The 18,547-nt window shown below is 45.2% G+C and carries 14 protein-coding genes; 2 read left to right on the top strand and 12 right to left on the bottom strand.

What is annotated here, in order from left to right; translation table 11 throughout:
• The first annotated feature begins 235 nt into the window (after positions 1-235).
• Entirely contained in the window at positions 236-1,450 is a 1,215-nt protein-coding gene (locus tag AC58P7_RS06305; protein ID WP_497340960.1) for a PASTA domain-containing protein, read from the top strand.
• 97 nt (positions 1,451-1,547) lie between these two features.
• Here the strand turns inward: AC58P7_RS06305 and cysI are convergent, their stop codons facing one another.
• The 11 genes from cysI to AC58P7_RS06250 all read right to left on the bottom strand — a co-directional run bounded on the left by cysI (position 1,548) and on the right by AC58P7_RS06250 (position 15,817).
• A complete protein-coding gene (cysI, locus tag AC58P7_RS06300) occupies positions 1,548-3,269 on the bottom strand; it encodes an assimilatory sulfite reductase (NADPH) hemoprotein subunit (RefSeq protein WP_497340958.1) in 1,722 nt (573 codons plus the stop codon).
• A 38-nt stretch (positions 3,270-3,307) separates the two neighbouring features.
• Positions 3,308-5,134, bottom strand: coding sequence for an assimilatory sulfite reductase (NADPH) flavoprotein subunit (locus tag AC58P7_RS06295; RefSeq protein WP_497340956.1), 1,827 nt, complete (start codon positions 5,132-5,134; stop codon positions 3,308-3,310).
• A gap of 208 nt (positions 5,135-5,342) precedes the next feature.
• On the bottom strand, positions 5,343-6,185 hold the full coding sequence (locus AC58P7_RS06290; RefSeq protein ID WP_497340954.1) for a carbohydrate ABC transporter permease: 843 nt from the start codon (positions 6,183-6,185) through the stop codon (positions 5,343-5,345).
• A gap of 13 nt (positions 6,186-6,198) precedes the next feature.
• The gene (locus tag AC58P7_RS06285) at positions 6,199-7,077 is read right to left on the bottom strand and encodes a carbohydrate ABC transporter permease (protein ID WP_497340952.1); all 879 of its coding nucleotides are present in this window, start codon (positions 7,075-7,077) and stop codon (positions 6,199-6,201) included.
• Positions 7,078-7,158: 81 nt separating this feature from the next.
• Entirely contained in the window at positions 7,159-8,496 is a 1,338-nt protein-coding gene (locus tag AC58P7_RS06280) for an ABC transporter substrate-binding protein (protein ID WP_497340950.1), read from the bottom strand.
• A 127-nt stretch (positions 8,497-8,623) separates the two neighbouring features.
• Positions 8,624-10,213 (bottom strand): response regulator, encoded by a 1,590-nt coding sequence (locus AC58P7_RS06275; RefSeq protein WP_497340948.1) that lies wholly within the window; start codon positions 10,211-10,213, stop codon positions 8,624-8,626.
• Positions 10,214-10,216: 3 nt separating this feature from the next.
• Complete coding sequence (locus AC58P7_RS06270) at positions 10,217-12,016, bottom strand: sensor histidine kinase (protein ID WP_497340946.1); 1,800 nt, start codon at positions 12,014-12,016, stop codon at positions 10,217-10,219.
• A gap of 117 nt (positions 12,017-12,133) precedes the next feature.
• Entirely contained in the window at positions 12,134-12,304 is a 171-nt protein-coding gene (sda, locus tag AC58P7_RS06265; protein ID WP_497340944.1) for a sporulation histidine kinase inhibitor Sda, read from the bottom strand.
• A complete protein-coding gene (locus AC58P7_RS06260; protein WP_497340943.1) occupies positions 12,297-12,464 on the bottom strand; it encodes a hypothetical protein in 168 nt (55 codons plus the stop codon). The genes sda and AC58P7_RS06260 overlap by 8 nt, the downstream gene beginning before the upstream one ends.
• A 326-nt stretch (positions 12,465-12,790) precedes the next feature.
• Positions 12,791-13,060 (bottom strand): late competence development ComFB family protein, encoded by a 270-nt coding sequence (locus tag AC58P7_RS06255; RefSeq protein ID WP_497340941.1) that lies wholly within the window; start codon positions 13,058-13,060, stop codon positions 12,791-12,793.
• Positions 13,061-13,126: 66 nt separating this feature from the next.
• On the bottom strand, positions 13,127-15,817 hold the full coding sequence (locus tag AC58P7_RS06250; RefSeq protein WP_497340939.1) for an alpha-L-rhamnosidase: 2,691 nt from the start codon (positions 15,815-15,817) through the stop codon (positions 13,127-13,129).
• A gap of 227 nt (positions 15,818-16,044) precedes the next feature.
• Between AC58P7_RS06250 and AC58P7_RS06245 the strand changes: the two genes are divergently transcribed.
• Positions 16,045-16,560, top strand: coding sequence for a metal-dependent hydrolase (locus AC58P7_RS06245; RefSeq protein WP_497340937.1), 516 nt, complete (start codon positions 16,045-16,047; stop codon positions 16,558-16,560).
• A gap of 75 nt (positions 16,561-16,635) precedes the next feature.
• On the opposite strand, the gene AC58P7_RS06240 is transcribed toward AC58P7_RS06245, so the two are convergent.
• Positions 16,636-18,384 (bottom strand): sensor histidine kinase, encoded by a 1,749-nt coding sequence (locus AC58P7_RS06240; protein WP_497340935.1) that lies wholly within the window; start codon positions 18,382-18,384, stop codon positions 16,636-16,638.
• Between the last annotated feature and the right edge of the window lie 163 nt (positions 18,385-18,547).

Genomic DNA, 18,547 nt, shown 5'->3' with positions numbered 1-18,547 from the left:
CTGATCCACTCCTCTTTCCACGTTAAGATTTCTAACACGAAGCACGATTATGGACACATCTTACAACGAATCCTAACAAAATACAGGCGAATCGAACTATTTTGATAAAATCTTACAAAATTTTCACGCATTTATGTTATTTTTAATAAGGAATGCTCCTAAATTCCTATCCGTCTTCGAATCATCTATAATAAAAGATAAAACGATCATACACGCCAGAGAGGATGGTTATTCCATGCCCGATCGAATAGGTACACGATACGTGCCAAGTACACAAATCGTCTCTTTCCCTCATGGAACTCTCCATTATGGTGATGATGTATTTCTGACTCGTAAGGTACTTCTGTATCGTAAAGCACTTCGTCACAATCAACTCGGTGTCGATTACATAAGCTCACTTCAGGATAAAGCTGCGTTTATACATGACGGATTTCATCATATGCTGGATACATCCATCGCTGAGGATGCCGTTACTATTATTTTGCAAGCGAAGAGTGGTTCGCTGTTTGCCGATCAAGTAAATAAACGCAAATGGTCGTACGCAGCCGTTGTCGCGATGATTAGTGACTTGGGTGTTTCCCTGCTGGATGCGATGGAGGAACGTATTACAGGCTTTTCCGTGCGTCCTGATAATTTATGGCTTTCTGATCAGAATAAACTCTCAGTCATCAACTACTGGGAGGAAGATGAGTCCCAGGAACAAGGGGCCATTGGTCTTTGCCGTTTAATGATTCAGTTACTTTCGGGGAGCGATTCGATTTCTGACACCTACGAGGTCATGCATACGAGTCTAGAACGAGCTTCCATTCCCAGTGCAACTATGGAGCAAAAATTGGCCTTAATTCGCCTCATCAAATTTATTTGCCATGGGCAATCTTCGCTCTCTTCGCTCGTATTTGGATTGCGGAGCTTACCACCATCGGTTCCAACTACCAAAAACGCGAAGACGGCTACCCCCGTCGTGGAACGAGACGTAGAGCCGCAGCTTGAAGTACAACCTGGAGCACATCTTTCACGTTTTGAAAATGAGAACCTCACCCGCTCGACGCGCTCAGCTAAATTGATTGCACTAGGCGCCGTTTCGGCGCTAGTTGTAGGGATCATCGCCGTATGGTCGCTTTGGCCCGAGCCAAAAGTCGTACAAACCGTCGTCATCATCTCTCCGACACCAACGATAAATCCTATAGCGACCGTTAGCCCGAGTAACACGGCCAATGCACAGCTAACGAGTACTAATCAGGCCTCCGAGAAAACCGTTGTCCCTAATCTAGTCGGTCAAACGCAAGAGGCCGCGGAGCAGATGGCCTTGGCCGCTGGACTCCATTATAATTTCCTGATCGAAGCCAGCACACAGCCTAAAGGCACAGTAACGAAGCAGGACCCTAAGGCTGGCACGAACGGCATGCAGGGGGATAATGTGACGTTCTGGGTGAGTAAGGGTGCTCAGTAGGACGTTGAGAGTATGAATGAGGAAGAACACGCGGTAGTGTATTCAGAGAAAAAAGAGCAGTCCAAGTAGACATCTACTTGAACTGCTCTTCCCTTTTTTAAGCGTGGAAATCTTGACCCGAACGAACTTCTTTCACATAGCCAGCGCGGATGACGAAGTCACCGAAGTGCTCTTCACCTTGACGCTCTTTTGCGTAGTGAGGGATGATCGTTTGCAGGGAATCCAAAATTTCGGATTCACCAATGTTTTCCTTGTACAGCTTATTCAAGCGGTTTCCTGCGAATCCGCCACCTAGATACATGTTGTACTTCCCAGCCGCTTTACCGATAAATGCGAGCTCAGCGAGCATAGGACGTGCACAACCATTCGGGCAACCTGTCATCCGAATCGTAATTTCTTGCTCACGAAGACCTACACCTTCCAAGATTGCCTCGACTTTATCGATCAAAGATGGCAAGTAACGCTCAGATTCCGCCATTGCAAGTCCGCAAGTTGGGAACGCCACGCAAGCCATCGAGTTTCTGCGCAATGCGGAGTAGTGAAGACCATCCGTAATGCCGTGCTCTTTGATCAGGTCTTCGATTTTCTTTTTCTTCTGAGAGGTTACGTTACCGATGATCAAGTTCTGATTCGACGTGAGTCGGAAATCGCCACTGTGAATTTTGGCAATTTCACGAAGTCCTGTCATCAAACGATAGTCGCCTTCGTCTTTCACGCGGCCGTTTTGAATGAACAGGGTGAAATGCCATTTCCCGTTGCTTCCCTTTACCCAACCATAACGATCTCCGTTGGACTCGAAATGGAACGAACGAGCTGGTTCAAGGCTCCAACCAAGACGCGTTTGCAGTTCGTTAACGAACCACTCAATTCCGCGATCATCGATCGTGTATTTGAAACGAGCATGTTTACGAACCGAACGGTCACCGTAATCACGTTGGATCATAACCGTTTTCTCAGCTAGATCAACAGCTTGCTCTGGCTTAATGAAACCGATCACTTGACCAACTTGCGGATACGTTTTGACATCGCCATGGGACATCCCCATACCGCCACCGACGGATACGTTAAAGCCTACCAAGCGACCTTCTTCAACAATCGCGATAAAACCAAGATCCTGCGAGTAGACGTCTACATCGTTGGATGGTGGAACTGCGATACCGATTTTGAACTTCCGCGGCAAATACACAGGTCCGTAAATCGGCTCTTGTTCTTCCGTGTCACGGCTATCGATCATTTTCTCGCCGTCGAGCCAAATTTCATGGTAGGCTCTCGTACGTGGATCCAAGTGATTGGAGATGCGATTCGCCCACTCATAAACCTCGCCATGAACCTCGGATTGGTACGGGTTCGGGTTACACATGACGTTACGATTCACGTCACCACAAGCAGCAAGTGTACTGAGCATGGATGCGTTAACTTCTTGAATCGTTTTCTTCATGTTCCATTTGATTACACCATGCAATTGAAAGGATTGACGCGTCGTAAGACGAATCGTCCCGTTCGCATACTTCTGAGCAACGCGATCCATCATCAACCATTGGTCAGATGTAACAATCCCGCCCGCAGCACGTACGCGCAGCATGAACTGATACGCAGGCTCTAGCTTCTGCTTCGCACGCTCGTTACGCAGGTCGCGGTCATCCTGCATGTAACTGCCGTGGAATTTCATCAAACGGTTATCATCCTCGGGTATGGAACCAGTGATGCGGTTTTCAAGCGTTTCTTCTAGACTGCCACGCAGATAGTTACTGCGAATTTTAATTTGTTCTACATCACTATGTGGTGCACTATTTTTCGATAGCAAATTATTTTCTGACATCTTGAGCTTTCTCCTCTCGCGATCGTGGGGATCCCGTTTTAATAAACATCCCGTTGATAACGTTTTTGCTGTTGCATGTTAGCCAAATATTGCACGGCTTCTTCGTTGCTTAAGCCACCCTCTTGCTCAAGAATCGTGAGCAGCGCAGCATTCACATCATGAGCCATTTTCTTCTCATCACCGCAAATATAAACAACAGCGCCTTCTTGCAGCCATTGATAAACCTCGCGGCTCTTCTCTAGCATGCGGTTCTGAACGTACACTTTCTGATCCGTATCACGGGAGAAAGCCACATCCAATTGTGTAAGTACGCCATCTTTCAACCAACGCTGCCATTCAACCTGATACAAGAAGTCTGTCGCGAAGTGTTGGTCACCATAGAATAACCACGTTTTGCCTTCTGCACCCGTTTCTTCTCTTTCTGCAAGGAAAGCACGGAAAGGCGCTACGCCAGTTCCAGGTCCGATCATGATGATTGGCGTTTCTGGGTTCTCAGGCAGCTTGAAATTCGGGTTGCTTTGAATGTATACCGGCAATGCGGAACCTGCTTGTACGCGCTCTGCAAGGTGAACCGAGCAAACGCCGTAACGGTTGCGTCCATTTGCTTCATAGCGAACAGCACGAACCGTAATATGCACTTCATCCGGTGAAGCTTTGGATGAGCTTGCAATGGAGTACAAACGTGCTGGCAATTTACGAAGTACAGCTGCGAACTGGTTGGCAGACACACCTTGTAGGGAGAAGTCTTGCACCAAATCAAGTAGGTCGCGGCCTGCAATGTAAGATTTCAACTCGGACTCATTGCCTACAGCTACTAGCGCTTGTAACTTTTCGTTAGATGTAAGCTTTGCTACTTGCTCAAGCAACGGTTTGGTCAGTACAGAGATTTCATAATAACGAAGAAGTGCTTCTTGTAAAGGACGCTCTTCCCCATTTTTGTTGACAGCAACTGGCGTACTTGCATTCCAGTCCATCGCTTGGATCAGTTCATTAACAAGACGCGGATGATTTTCTGGGAATACACCCAAGCTATCACCTGGTTCGTATTGCAGATTGGAGCCCTCCAAAGAGATTTCCACATGGCGCGTTTCACGATCGGAGCCGCGTCCATTTAAATTCAAGTTCTCAAGCACTTCTGCTTGGAACGGGTTCGTTCTGGAGTATTCAGACTCGGAGGAAGCAGCACTTCCAACCACTGCTGCAGCGCCACCTACGGAGACACTAGCCGATGCAGCGTTCAAAGCGTTAAGTACGCTATTGACCCAAGCCGCAGCTGGTTCATCAAAATCAACATCACAATCTACACGTTCTGTTAAAGACTTCGCGCCAAGCTCTTGCAGACGCTTATCGAAATCTTTGCCCGTTTGACAGAAGAATTCGTAAGACGTATCTCCCAAGGAAAGAACAGCGTAACGAAGCTCTTCTAGTTGAGGCGCTCTTTTGCTGTGAAGAAATTCGTAGAATGAGATCGCATTATCAGGCGGATCTCCTTCGCCGTGCGTGCTAACAACCATGAGTAGGTTTTGTACCTTTTTCAGATTGTTCGGTTTGAAGTCGCTCATCGAGGAAAGCGTTACTTGGAACGCTTGCTCTTCTAGCTTTTTGGCAAGCTTTTTAGCTAAGCCATGGGAATTGCCTGTTTGTGATCCGAAAAGCACAGTAACTTCTTTGGAAATGACCGGTTGACTAGCAACAGCCGTTGGTACTGAAGCAACTGGAGCTGCCGCAGAATTTGTCGAGCCTTGTTGAGCTGTTAGATATCCACTCAGCCAAATACGTTGGGTATCCGTTAACGTTGGTAGGACACGGTTGAGCAATTCAACTTGCTCTTGGTTAAAAGGACTGTTTAAGACTTGAAGTTCCAACAAAATCCACCTCATCAGCATGTATTGATAAGCTTTGCTATTTTTCGCACTTTTTTTACTCTCCATTGAAACCTATCATAGTGCGCACCTTAGGTCAATTAGATTCATCTTATGAGACTTATAAGGGGAATTGATATATGGTTAAATGAGCACTTTTCATGCAAAAAATGACCCCATTTTGAGGTCATTTCATCGTTTCGAAGGTATTTTAGCCTTTCACAGCTGACCCTACGGTCATTGCCTTTTCAACTTGCTCACTAAAGAGGACATAAACCAAGACCGTTGGCAAACTTGCAATCGTCATCGCCGCCCCCATGGCACCCCAGTTCGTTGTAAACTGACCTTGGAAGAACAGCAATCCGAGCGGTAAGGTTTTCAGTGAATCCTTGGTAATTAAGATCAGAGCCATCGTAAATTCATTCCACGAGGCTAAGAAGACGAAAATGACCATAGTCGCCATTGCAGGTTTAATAATTGGTAAAATAATGGTATAGAACGTCCGATAAATACTAGCGCCATCCATACAAGCCGATTCTTCAAGCTCGACAGGGATACTTCGGAAAAAGCCGTAGAACACCATGCTGGAGAACGAAATATTGAAAGCAATATAAGGAACAATGAGTGCGCCATACGTGTTAGCTAAGTGGAAATCGCGAACAAGAATAGCAAGAGGAATCATGATGACTTGGACGGGAATGAACATGCCAATGACCACATAGATTCTCGCCGCTTCCTTGAAACGCCATTGCATCCGGGCAACCGCATAGGAAAACGTCACGGATAGAACGATCGTTCCTACGACGGTGCAAGCTGCCACGAGCAAGCTGTTACTAAAGTACTGCGGCACATTAAATTTGGACCATGCATCCACATAATTTTCGAAGCGAAAATGTGTGGGGATCCCAAATGGATTCGTAACGAAAATTTCATTGTTATTTTTTAATGAATAGAAGATCATCCACAAAAGTGGATACACCGACAACCCCGCATACACCCATAAAAGGATGCCAAGGAGCGGATTTTTTTTGCGTAATTTCAATAGGCCGTTCATTTGTCATCCTCCTTTAAAAGGTAATTCGTTCACGTGCGATGAGTTTGTTGATGGCTAACGTTACGATCAAACATTCAATCACGAGGAACGCCGCAGCCGCGCTGCCATAGCCAAATTCGCCGACACGGAAAGCTGAACGGTACATGAGATAAGTCAGCGTGTACGTGGCGTTTCCTGGCCCACCGCCGGTCATGATAAACATGTTAGCAAAGGCGTTCAGACCACCTGTAATGGCGAGGACTAAGCAAAATTTGTACGTTTCAGCCAGCATGGGGATCGTAATCTTCATATGTGCTTTGAATTTCGAAGCGCCATCGATTCGCGCAGCCTCTAAATACTGTTCAGGTACAGACTTCACAGCGGCTAAAAGCAATGCGAATTGATAACCCATGTACTGCCAAGCATTGACGAAGGCAATGGCGAAAATTGCAGTTTTACTGTTCGTCAGCCAGTCTTGTCGGTAGGAGATGCCCAGTGCCTCAAACACCTTGTTGATTAAACCATACTCACTGTTATACATCGCCAACCAGAGTTGACAGACGACAGTGATCGAAAGCACCACGGGAATGAAATAGGAAATGCGAAGAATCTTACTCCCTTTGAAGCCCTCTGCTACTGCGAAGGCGAGCACGGTTCCGATCCCAATTTGAACGAAGGCTAAGATGGCTGCAAATACGAGACCGTTATAGAGTGACGTGTAGAAAATGCTGTCTTGAAACAATCGCGTGTAGTTATCTAGAAAAATAAACGTGCCCGCACTCAAGCCATCCCATTCGAAAGTACTGCGGTAAAAGGTTTGTAAAATCGGATAAAACACGATCACTGTATACAAAAGGAGTGCCGGCAGCGTGAACAGCATAATCGCTACTTTATTTCCCATGAATTTGCGCATGTCATCACTTCCCTTGTAGAGTAGAAGACTCACACTGGGCTCCATCGTTCCAGTGTGAGTCTCCTTTTCATAGAATCAAATTTATTTCGCTGTTACTGCTGCTTTATTCAGATCTTTAACGAATTGATCAGACGTGTAGTTACCTGTCATTAGGTTTTGTGTCGCGTCTTCAAGCGCTGCTTTGAACTTCGGATTGGACAAGCCCCATGAGAAAGCGGTTGTGCTTGTGATTTTCGGAATATCTTTGGACAGCTGATCCATCATTGGAGGGAACTGCTTCACAATCGGTTTGTCAACTTTTGTAGCTACAATTGGGTTGCTGCGGTTCGTATATTTGTACTCGGCATATTTCAAGGAGATGAACGAAGCTACTTTCGCAGCAAGCTCTTTGTCCTTCGTATTCGCGGAAACGGCATATCCACCTGGACCACCGCTGCCACTGAACGCTGTTTTACCTTTTTCATAAGCGGCTGTATCAGCTGCTGGCAAGTACATGTAGCCGGCTTTGTCGCCTAGTGCTTTCGTTGCTGCTTCAATTTCCCATTGACCGTTGATAAACATCGCTGCTTTACCTTCGTGGTAAAGTGCCGCGGCTTGGTCATAGTTCAAGTTGGTTGCGCCTTTTGGCAGCATGCCTGCTTTAACTAGCTCGATGATGTTATCAGCAGCTGTTTTGTACGCTGCATCATCTGCTTTCGCTGTACCTTTATCCAGTTTGTTGATACCGCCTGGTTCAGCACGTGTAACGAACATGTCGTACAGCGCTACGCAAGGCCATTTCTCTTTGGCGAAAATGGATAGCGGTGTAATTCCCTTCGTATTGAATGCTTTAACAGCCGTCATCATTTCAGCATAGGTTGTCGGTACTTTCACTCCGTTTTGTGCGAATAAGTCTTTGTTGTAGTACAACAATGCAACTTCATTCCCAGCATAAGGGAACGCATACGTGTGACCATCATCAGTCACGAGTGTGTTCATTGCACTTGGTTGCATTTTGTCCTTAAAACCAAATTTCGTTACATACTCATCCAACATCAGAATGTTATTGGACTTTTTGAATGTATCAATGATGTCTAGACCCGCTTGGAAAATATCAGGAAGATTGCCTGTCGCTGCATACGTCTTCAACTTCTGACCGTCATCTTGTGCCTGAATATCCAGCTCAAGCTCTACGTTCGGCATTTCCTTTTTCAATTCAGCCACAGCGTAATCGTAAGGTGTTTTGGTATCTTCATCTGCATACTGGGCATAAATTCTTAGTTTAACTGGTTTCGCATCAGCCTTAGCTGGCGCTGTCGTTGCTGCAGCTGTTGCTGCTGGCGTTGTGCTGCTCGTTTCTTTCGATGTGTTTGTGGATCCGCAAGCTGCTAGGCTAGTCGCCGCGAGTAAGCTTACGAGAGTAACTGCCATCTTTTTCATGTGTAGACCTCCCAGAAATTCTTGTGCGTTTCTCCTCTTTACATCCTCAGTATAGAAGGAAAAACCCCCAGTGATAATGGAATAACTGAGGGCTTCTTGTAAAATCCGCACTATTTACGATGATTCGTTATACACGATGATTCTCATACTCACTGGGCGAATAACCGAAGTACTTTTTGAAGCTTTTGCTAAAATAACTTGGATCATTAATACCAATTTGCTCCGCAATATCAGCTAAGCGAATATTCCCTTTACCTAGCAATTCCCTTGCTTTATGCATGCGCACATGGGTCACATAATCCGTTACGGTCATCCCGATTTCTTTTTTAAATACCGCTCGGAGATAGCTTGGATTAATAAACACCTGCTGTGCAATCTGATCGAGCTGCAGGTCGGAATCAACATAATGCCCCTCTATATATTCTTTCGCTGATTGGGCAATTTTCGAGGATCGGGTCTTTTTGTGCTTATTCGTATATTGTATGGCTTTCGCAAAGAGTTCTTTGATCCATGCAGATGTACTCTCTATAGAACCTAAGCGCTTGATTTCACTATAGGGGTAAAAGGCTTCGCCAAAGCAGTCTTCGATGGGATGCCCCATCTCCGTGACATAAGACAAGCAAACCGAAATGAGACCCATGGAAATCACATAAGTATACTCCAAAGACAGTCTCTGCTCCCGAATCGATTGGAAAACTTCCTCTAGCTTAACTTCAACCTTTTCCTCATTATGCATCCTTAGGAACACTAATAATTCCTCGTTAACTTCCGTCGGATAGAGCGCTTGTTTGCCGGAATCCAGCACACTTGAACCGTATGCAATGACGCGATCATTCCCTAGTACGAACTTATTTTGCAGCGCCTCTAATGCCTCCAAATAGGAGGTTCGAATGCCTGTATAGCCGGATTGACTCCGACCTACACCTATCGTGATCGTGAATTTCAGGTATTTCTTAATTAGGAAAATAAGTTTTTCATACCCGTCTAATGCCGGAACTTCAAGTTCCTTGCCTCCCTGATGCTCGACCAAGCATATAATACGCCCCTCTGGCCCATTGAAAATGAGATGATGCCCCGTTTCCTCCAGCGCTTCATTCAGAATGTTGGTCACGGCATATTTCCACAGTAAGCGTTCGCTCACTTGATTCCATTTGACATCCATATGATCAATCTCAATGCAGGCAACAACGAACCGTGAAGATGCGAACGATTCCCCTAATTGCTGTAACTTCAGGGACGTTTCCTCCGGGGAATGATGATATTCGCTGCTCAGCAAATGGTTCAAGTAACTTTCCTTCATCAATTGCTGATTTTCTTTCAGAGTGGACCTTTCTTCGCGCGCTTTTTCGTGCTCCTTCTGTAACTTCAGCAGGGTTAAGACGAGTTCGTCCTTCGAAAACGGCTTTAAAATATAATCCTCAACGCCGAGTTTGAGCGCCTTACGCGCATAATCGAATTCATTGTGTCCTGTGATAAGGACAACACTTGTAGCTGGGTATCGTTCTTTCAACTGCTCTGTCAGAGTAAGCCCGTCCATAAACGGCATAGTAATATCGACTAATGCAATATCCGGACGATGTAACTGGACCTGCTCCAGTGCTTCGATCCCATTCTTCGCTTCCGCGCAAATATCAAAGCCGTAAGCCTCCCAATCCAACGCAGTGCGCAAATATTCACGAAAAATCGATTCATCATCGACGATCAAAATTTTCTGCATAGCCTAACCTTCCTCACTTTGAAAAGGGAGCCATAGCGTAACTTCTGTGCCATGCCCCTGCTCGCTTTTAATTTGCAAGCCATATTCTTCGCCATAGTAGAGCTGAATACGGTCATTTACGTTCCTTAAGCCATAGCCAACGGCATCCTGCGGAGAGTCTGTCTTTTTGATAATAGCTTCAAGCCGATCTGGCTCCATACCGACACCGTCATCGGCGACCACGATTTTAATACGATGATCCACAATTTCACCTGTCACGGTCAGAAGTCCTAGGCTTCCTTTGGTCTTGAGACCATGATAAATGGCATTCTCAATTAGCGGTTGAATCGTAAGCTTGGGGATTTGACCAGCAAGTACATCATTATAGATGTCGAACTCAAACGTAAATACATCGGAATATCGAATGCGTTGGATGGATAAATAGTCTTTCACATTGCGGATTTCTTCTTCAATCGTAATTGTTTCACGGCCTTTACTGAGTGCCGCGCGATAGAAATCGGCCAACGCTTTCGTTGTCCGCTGCACGTCGCGGGTTCGTCCCATTTCAGACAACGTATATATAACGTCCAGCGTATTATAGAGAAAATGGGGCTTAATCTGCGCTTGAATGAGCGCGAGCTCGTATTCCCGCTTCTTCTTTTGCTCCCAATTAATATTAGTCAGTAGCTCTTGAATCCGCCGAATCATCGCATTAAAACCAGATGACAGCATCCCGATCTCATCCTCCGAATTCACTTGGAATTCGATGTCTAAACTGCCCTCTTTGACCTTCTTCATATATTTCGTGAGCCCCATAATAGGCTTGGCAATAAGCTGTGAGAGCATGCCCGCTCCGAGCAAGGCAAAAAATAAACAAACAATGCCAAGCAACACGATGAGGAATGTAATTTTACGCGTATCCGCTGTTAACGATTCAAGAGGTGCCATCGAAATTAATTTCCAGCCGAAACTAGGTACGTCTGAGCTTACGACGAGTGTTTTCTCGTATTCAAAAGAAGTAGGCTCCAATGAATGCTTGCTGGATGTGATCCATCCCTTCATATCAAGATTAGTGACTTCCAGAAGAACATCCTCTGGATGCTGGGATGAGATAACAACGCCTTCATCATCCACGATAAAGTAGCTTCCGTCTTGGATCGAGCCGATCTTCTGGTAAATCGCGGATAACGAGCTCTCCTTAATATTAAGAACGAGTAAGCCGAGCTTCTGTCCGGTATAAATATTTACGATCCGCTTACCCAGCGTCATCACGGTCTCATCTGAGCCATTGGTCAAATAATCCCTACGCTGCATGGGAAACCAAATATTATTCCCGCTTGATGTGTCAATCTGCTTTAGCATAGGGCTGCTCGTGATCCAATCCCGATTTCGCTCCATGAGTACATTAGAGCCATAAATCCTATTATTCGTATCGATGAATGCCGCGGATTGCACATCAGGAAATACGAGCAGGGCAAAGCTAAGCTGATTCGTGATCTGCGTATACATTTGTAAGCTAGTTTCTGGTGCGGTTAAGGACTGAGGGTCCTCCACGATCATCTTGTTGAGATTAATGGTCAGCATATTCGCACAGCTCTCCACATTCGTTAACATGCCCGTGATGCGGGTTATGATTAAGGAAGAGTTGTCCGACACGTTTTTGATTGTTTTTTTGACGATAGCATTCGTATACACTTGATTCGAAACGAAGCCTAACACAAACAAGGGAATGAAGATAAGCGGAAAATAGATGAGAATGATTTTATATCGAATGCGTTGATTTCGAAACCAATGCGTTGGTATCCATTTCTGAAGTATGTGCATATTAGCCCCCTTTGCTAAAAAACAAAAAATCCCCTACCGTGCAACGTCAGGAGCTTCCTGTCCGTTACATTGTAAAGGATTCATGCCTATTTATAAACTCACCAAACGCGGTGAACATTAACTTGTACTTTCTAAGCTATTATCTTGAAAAAAAATGATCTGTCTCGCCTGTATTTCGACTAGCAAGAACGTCAGAAATTCCTTACTTAATTTCATCCGACTTGCATTTATATAAGCATCAACAAGAGTGTCATTGGAAATAGCTTTCAAATTATCACGATCATTCATTGTGCAACAACCATTTCGGGTTTTCTTCAAGCATCGACATCATTTTCTTCATCGATTGTTGGATTTGTTCATCGGAGGGCAAGCATATATTGCCATAAGATTGCTGTACAACATCCGTTAACACCGAATCAAAAATGCCATTAAATTGCTCTGAATTCACACGAACCCCTCCTAATTTTCATTTATTTGGAAATTCCTCCTTCTATTTTATCTTGAAGCGCGCAAGAAAACAGCGCATTTTTTTTTGCATCTGTTCCTTCATTTTTTTCTATATTATGTAATTTTATTTGCATGCATAGGTGTGTGGAAGAACCAGTAATGGGTCAACTCCTGCGAAAAATGGCGAAAATTCGTTGATTTTTGGAGAATAGGTTGTATCTACAATAATCATTTCCCACAGTGTTGTTGGATTGCAGGTTCATGAGCACAAACGGTTCCATAAAAACACCGGCAGCTTCGAAAGAAGCTGCCGGCATTCCCTGCCAATTATTCACGGTGACGCTGATGATGTTCTACAAAACTCGATGCTTCCATTAATTCTCGCATAACATCGGATTTCAGCTGTTGATTCGTAAATTCACCTTTTACAAATAGCTGCCCCTTCTCACTGGAGGTATACCGCGGCGGAACCCGATTCAGAACTAAAGCCAATATATCTTCTTGGCACGTCATACAGTCGCATTTCAATTCATAGTTTTTCTTAAACTCTTCGAATAAATGAGTAACCACGGTTTCCATTGCGTTGATGACAGCCATCTTGTAACTCTCCCTCTATGAACTTCATTAGGTCTATTATACTCAATAAACCTAGAATGACAAAGATCAGGAGTTTATTGCCTCTACTCGCAACTCATAAATACCTGACCCGAGCTCGAATGTAACTTGACTTTCCGTTTCAATAACAGCAGCAATGCCTACTACGTCTACGAGCTTCTGACCATTGCAAGTCACTCCCGAAAGCGTTGTACCACACAAGACGGCATCTCCTGTTGTATTCGGAGGGAGTTGGAACGTGTAGCTGACGGCGCCATCCGTTTCTAATGTCCACTCACTGCGGACCTCACCATAACTCGTAACTAGGGTTGCCTTTGCAAAAGTTAGTTCAGAATCTGGACGTGGTCGGAATTGTACCCTTTTATATCCAGGCTGACGATCATCTGAGTCCAATCCAGCCACTTTGCGATACAGCCAATCGCCGATCGCTCCGTACGCATAGTGATTATAAGAGTTCATATCAGCGCTCCAGAATGTACCATCCGGCTTGATGCCGTCCCAATGCTCCCAAATCGTCGTAGCCCCTTGATGGATCGGATAAAGCCATGATGGGTAATCCTCTTGCATGACAAGCTTCACAGCCACATCATGATAGCCATTTTCAGAAAGTACGTGGCACAAATACGGTGTTCCTACAAAGCCCGTTGTTAAATGGTAATTCTGCTCCTTCACATATTCGGCTAGGGTTGCTGCTAAACGTTCACGTGTGCTTCCCGTTACAAGTCCGAACATCAATGGAAGCACATGCGCCGTCTGCGTATGCCCAGCCAATCTGCCGCTTGGGGTCACGAATTCCGCTGTAAAAGCCTCCACGATGCGCTCATAGAGCGCTGAGAACTCCGCAACATCCTCTTGGCGTCCAAGGACTTCAGCAGTTTTCACAACAAGCGAAGTCGAATACGCATAGAAGCAAGTTGCTATTAAATCTCGCGGCGTAGCGCCAATATAACTGCCCTCCTTGGCATCAAGCCCCAGCCAATCCCCGAAATGGAAGCCCGTTTGCCACAAGTATTCATTCTCGCCTTGTTGACGGATATAGGAAATCCATCCCTTCATACTGTCGTACTGCTCTTCCAGTACACGTTTATCCCCATAAACTTGGTAGAGGGTCCAAGGACAAATGACAGCCGCATCACCCCACGCAGCAGAGGAATGATCATTCGGACCAAGAACATTCGGGATTACAAAAGGTACGCCCCCATCCTCGCGTTGATCTGCTTTCAGATCTCGCAGCCATTTACTGAAAAAGAGTGCCACATCATAGTTGAATGCCGCTGTACGAATGAACACCTGCGCATCCCCGGTCCAACCCAGCCGCTCGTCACGCTGCGGGCAATCTGTCGGCACATCGAGGAAATTGCCTCGCTGCCCCCAAACGATATTACGCTGCAGCTGATTCAGCAGTGGATGCGAGCATTCAAACGCCCCTTTAGCCACCATATCGGTATGAATAACTAGACCCGTGAAACACGTTGAATCGAAGGCTACGTCTTGCGGCCAGCCAACAACTTTGACATAGCGAAAGCCTTGGAAGGAGAAATGCGGCGCATACACCTCTTCTCTACGCCCTTTACACACATAGGTAACCGTTTGTTTCGCCGAACGCAGATTTCCAATATAGAAATTCCCTTGTGCGTCGAGCACCTCAGCATGGAGCAGCTCAATACGTGTTCCCGCAGGTAACCTTACTTGCATCTGCACTTTGCCTACCATATTTTGCCCAAAATCAAGGACAGTCTCGCCAAGTGGCGTTTCAATTACAGCGACGGGCTTCAGCACCTCGGTCACACGTGAAGGCTCATTCTCCTGCATGACGAGGGTTCCCTTCCCAACATTCCATACAGCCACAGGCGCCCATGATTCATCCTCATAATTCGGCAGACTCCAACCCGTTAGCTCTAATTCCGCATGATAGAACTCACCATGGTACAACTCTGACATTCTGACAGGACCCAGTGAAGCTCGCCAGGAGGAATCACTGATGACAACCTCTTCTGTTCCATTTTCGTAAATGAGGTGCATTTGTAAGAGAAGCGCTCTTTCACTTCCGAAAATATTTCGTTGGTTCGCCCAGCCCAGGTTACCTTTGTACCAACCATTTGCCAGTACGACGCCGATTGCCTGACTAGCCCCTGATTCCAGCATGTGTGTAACATCATAAGCTTGAACCTGCAAACGATGCGTGTAGCTGGTCCAGCCTGGGGTGAGCTCCCAATCCCCAACACGAGAGCCATTGAGCTCCAGTTCGTATACGCCGTGACATGTTGCATAGATCGTCGCCTTGCGAATCTGACCGCTTACGTTGAAGGTTTTCCGAAGATAGTAGGCTTCTTCCGCGTCTGGATCAATCCTTGATGGGTCAGGTGTGATCCATTCAGCTTGCCAATCCGAGGCCTGAAGCTGCCCCATTTCCCAGTAAGCGATTTCACTCCATGGCGACGCAGCACCAGATTGATCCCATACACAAACCCGATAGAAATAACGGGTCCGTGGCAGCAACGCTTGCCCTTCATACAAGATAAGGGCGGATTGATCGGAAGCAACTCGAGCCGTATCCCAAATCAAGCTAGCTGGCTCGAAATCACTCGATTGCATGCTCACTTGAATGTGATACGCAGCTTGCAAGGTAGCGCTGGCTTCGGCTTCAATTTGCCACGTAAATCGTGGCTGCGGTGTGTCCAATCCAACTGGATTGACGCGGTATTCACATTGTAAGGATGTAATTCGAATGGTACTCATGAGATTATCCTCCTAGATTGACGGATTGTCGTGTGTGATGTGCATGTATTTTTTGCACCTTTACGTCCTATTGTAGAGGATTTGATGTCCTAATTTTGCGGTGTATCACGACATCTATATGGGGTGAATGCGACAATTTCTAATTTATTATGAGATACCCTTAATTTCCTTATCTAAGTCGAATAGTATAAAGTTATAGTTCACTCATAGATAGGAAGGCGTTTATCATGCTGCAAAAAACACATAGCGTAGCTGGAATGATTGCTGCTGAGATCGTTCTCATTCATGGCGATATCAGCTTTTTCACCTGGAATGCCGCTGGCGCAATATTACTTGGCTGCGTGGCGGGCACGTTAGCCGATGTCGATAAGCCTGGTTCCACCATGGCCAAGGTGCTATTCCCCCTCTCTGCTCTTCTTCGTGTTCTCCAAGTAAAGCATCGTACGCTGACGCACTCATTACTTGTTGTATTACTGCTCGGTATGATCAGTCTACAGCTGAACCCTTTATTTTTCTGGGTCTTCATTCTGGCCTATAGCTCGCATCCACTCATCGATCTGTTGAATGAGAGGGGCGTTCAACTGTTCTGGCCACTCCCATTCAAAATCAGACTGCTACCGAAATGGATCGCAATCGACACGGGGTCAGCAAGTGAAACTGTGTTTCGTTGGTTTCTATTAGTAGCGTGTCTAGCGCTGCCCTTTTGGAACTACGTAATGCCCTATCTCGGAGAAAGCGCATAACGATCTGTATGCCCAAAAAAATCGCTATTTGGCAGCCCAAATAGCGATTTTTCCTACTTTTATCCCCTGCCCTAATTAAATCGGTATCGAAAGTTGGAAGCAAATAATGCCATCTTCCACCTTCACCTCAATTGTTCCACGGTAGTATTCAACGCGTTCCTTAACAACAGGCAGACCTAGCCCCTGATGTTCGCCATCCTCTTTGGTGCTATAGCCTATTTGGAACAATTGTGTATAATCCTCGATATTAAAAGCGGGATCTACCGGATTCTTCACGGAAATCTTCACATCGTTCGATTCCTTCCACCCTTGAACGGAAACTTCACGCTCTTCAATTGGAAATTTATTAGCTTCGTCAAATGCATTATCAATGAGATTTCCGATAATTTTCACCAGATCTACTGATTTTACCCCCAGAGATAACCCGTCAAGTCCTGAGAATTCATAGGTAAAGGTAACTTTGGTTCGCATGGCTAATGTAATTTTCGATTGAATCAATGCTGCGATGGCTGGCTGACCGATTCGAATGATATCGTTGACTTCGTCAATTTCCTCAATCAATTCCTCCATGTATCGCATTTGATCTTCAACGTTCCCTTTCGACATTAGCGCGTACATCGTTTGCACATGATTAAGGAAATCATGACGTTGACTACGAACCGTAGCAAACATGAGATCAACATTTTGAATATACATCTCTTGTGTAGTCTGAACGGCTGTCTCGCGAGATTTTGTGATGATTCGGAATACGAAATAGATGAATAAACAACTAAAAAAAGTAAAGAGAACAATGATCAACGCGACTCGAATAAGCTGTTTGTTTAACGTCTTTTCGATGGATTGGTAGTCCGAAACAATGGAGATCACATAAGGGATTTCGCGCTGAACCTCGGTCAATTTTTCTTTAATAGGAACATACACAAATGTCTTCAGAATCTGCTTTCCGTTATAGCTTTCAACCATACTAACTGGCCTTTTCTCTTCAATGGACTGCTTATAGTAGATCAGATCGTCCGAATTCGTCATGTTATAGGTACCAAATAAAACAGGACGGTCATAGATGGAAATGAAGGTTTCGCCATTAGAGCCCTTATACTCCTTAGGTTTTGTTCCAAAAGTTAACCCATTCAGGCCTGAAATTTCCATAATATCGGGATTGGCCGCGAGTGTTTTCTTCACTATCGTATCCGCACCGACAATGTCCTTGAATTTCTGAATTTTATCCGCATTCACGAATACACAAATGATATAATTCGTTGTTCCATCGTAAAAATAACCAAATTTACTGACATTACTGGAACCCGAAGCAGGCACTTCATAAATCCCTGTCCAGAAATTAGGAAGCTTTCGGCCTTCAGGAATGGTTACTTGATGGTATTTCATCAGTTGATCAAAAGCCGTAAACCAATACCCAAATGAAATCGTGCTCGTGATGTTAAGTTCTTTGGGTTCCGATGATTTTCCGACCATGATATCCTCGCCAAAGCCGCTGCGCTTCATTAGCGAGAATCCGTCTACATCAGCTTCTTCAGCAAGCGAGACTAATTGCTCATTCGTTACCTTGTCGATATCAGGGTCAAGCGAGTTTTTGGCAATGATGGCAGCGGAACGCAATTGTTCTCCGATCATATCCTCTACGAAGAAGGAACCTGCTTCTGATTGCTCAATGGACGTTCGAATTTGATTCGCTGTAGCCGCCATTCGTTCAGACAACGCTTGTGATAACAGCGATTTCGTATACAAATAATAAGACGTATTGTTCGTAATGAGTAACAAAATAACAATAATAAAAGTGATATAAATGACCCTTGTGTTAATTCTCATGAAGTTTTCACACTTTCCTTATATGTATGTTGAATATTACAAATGAGATCTGAAAAAAAACTACGACGGCAAGATTAGCAAACGCACTGTGCGTCCCATAGGTTTTCCAGGCTTTCTAGGTACTTTTCTGGGTCTCGTCTAAATCGTTTACGTTTTACGCTAT

Source organism: Paenibacillus sp. J22FR5, from assembly GCF_059691975.1.
Note: the sequence above shows the minus strand (reverse complement) of the source record. Positions and strands in the feature narration are given on the sequence as shown.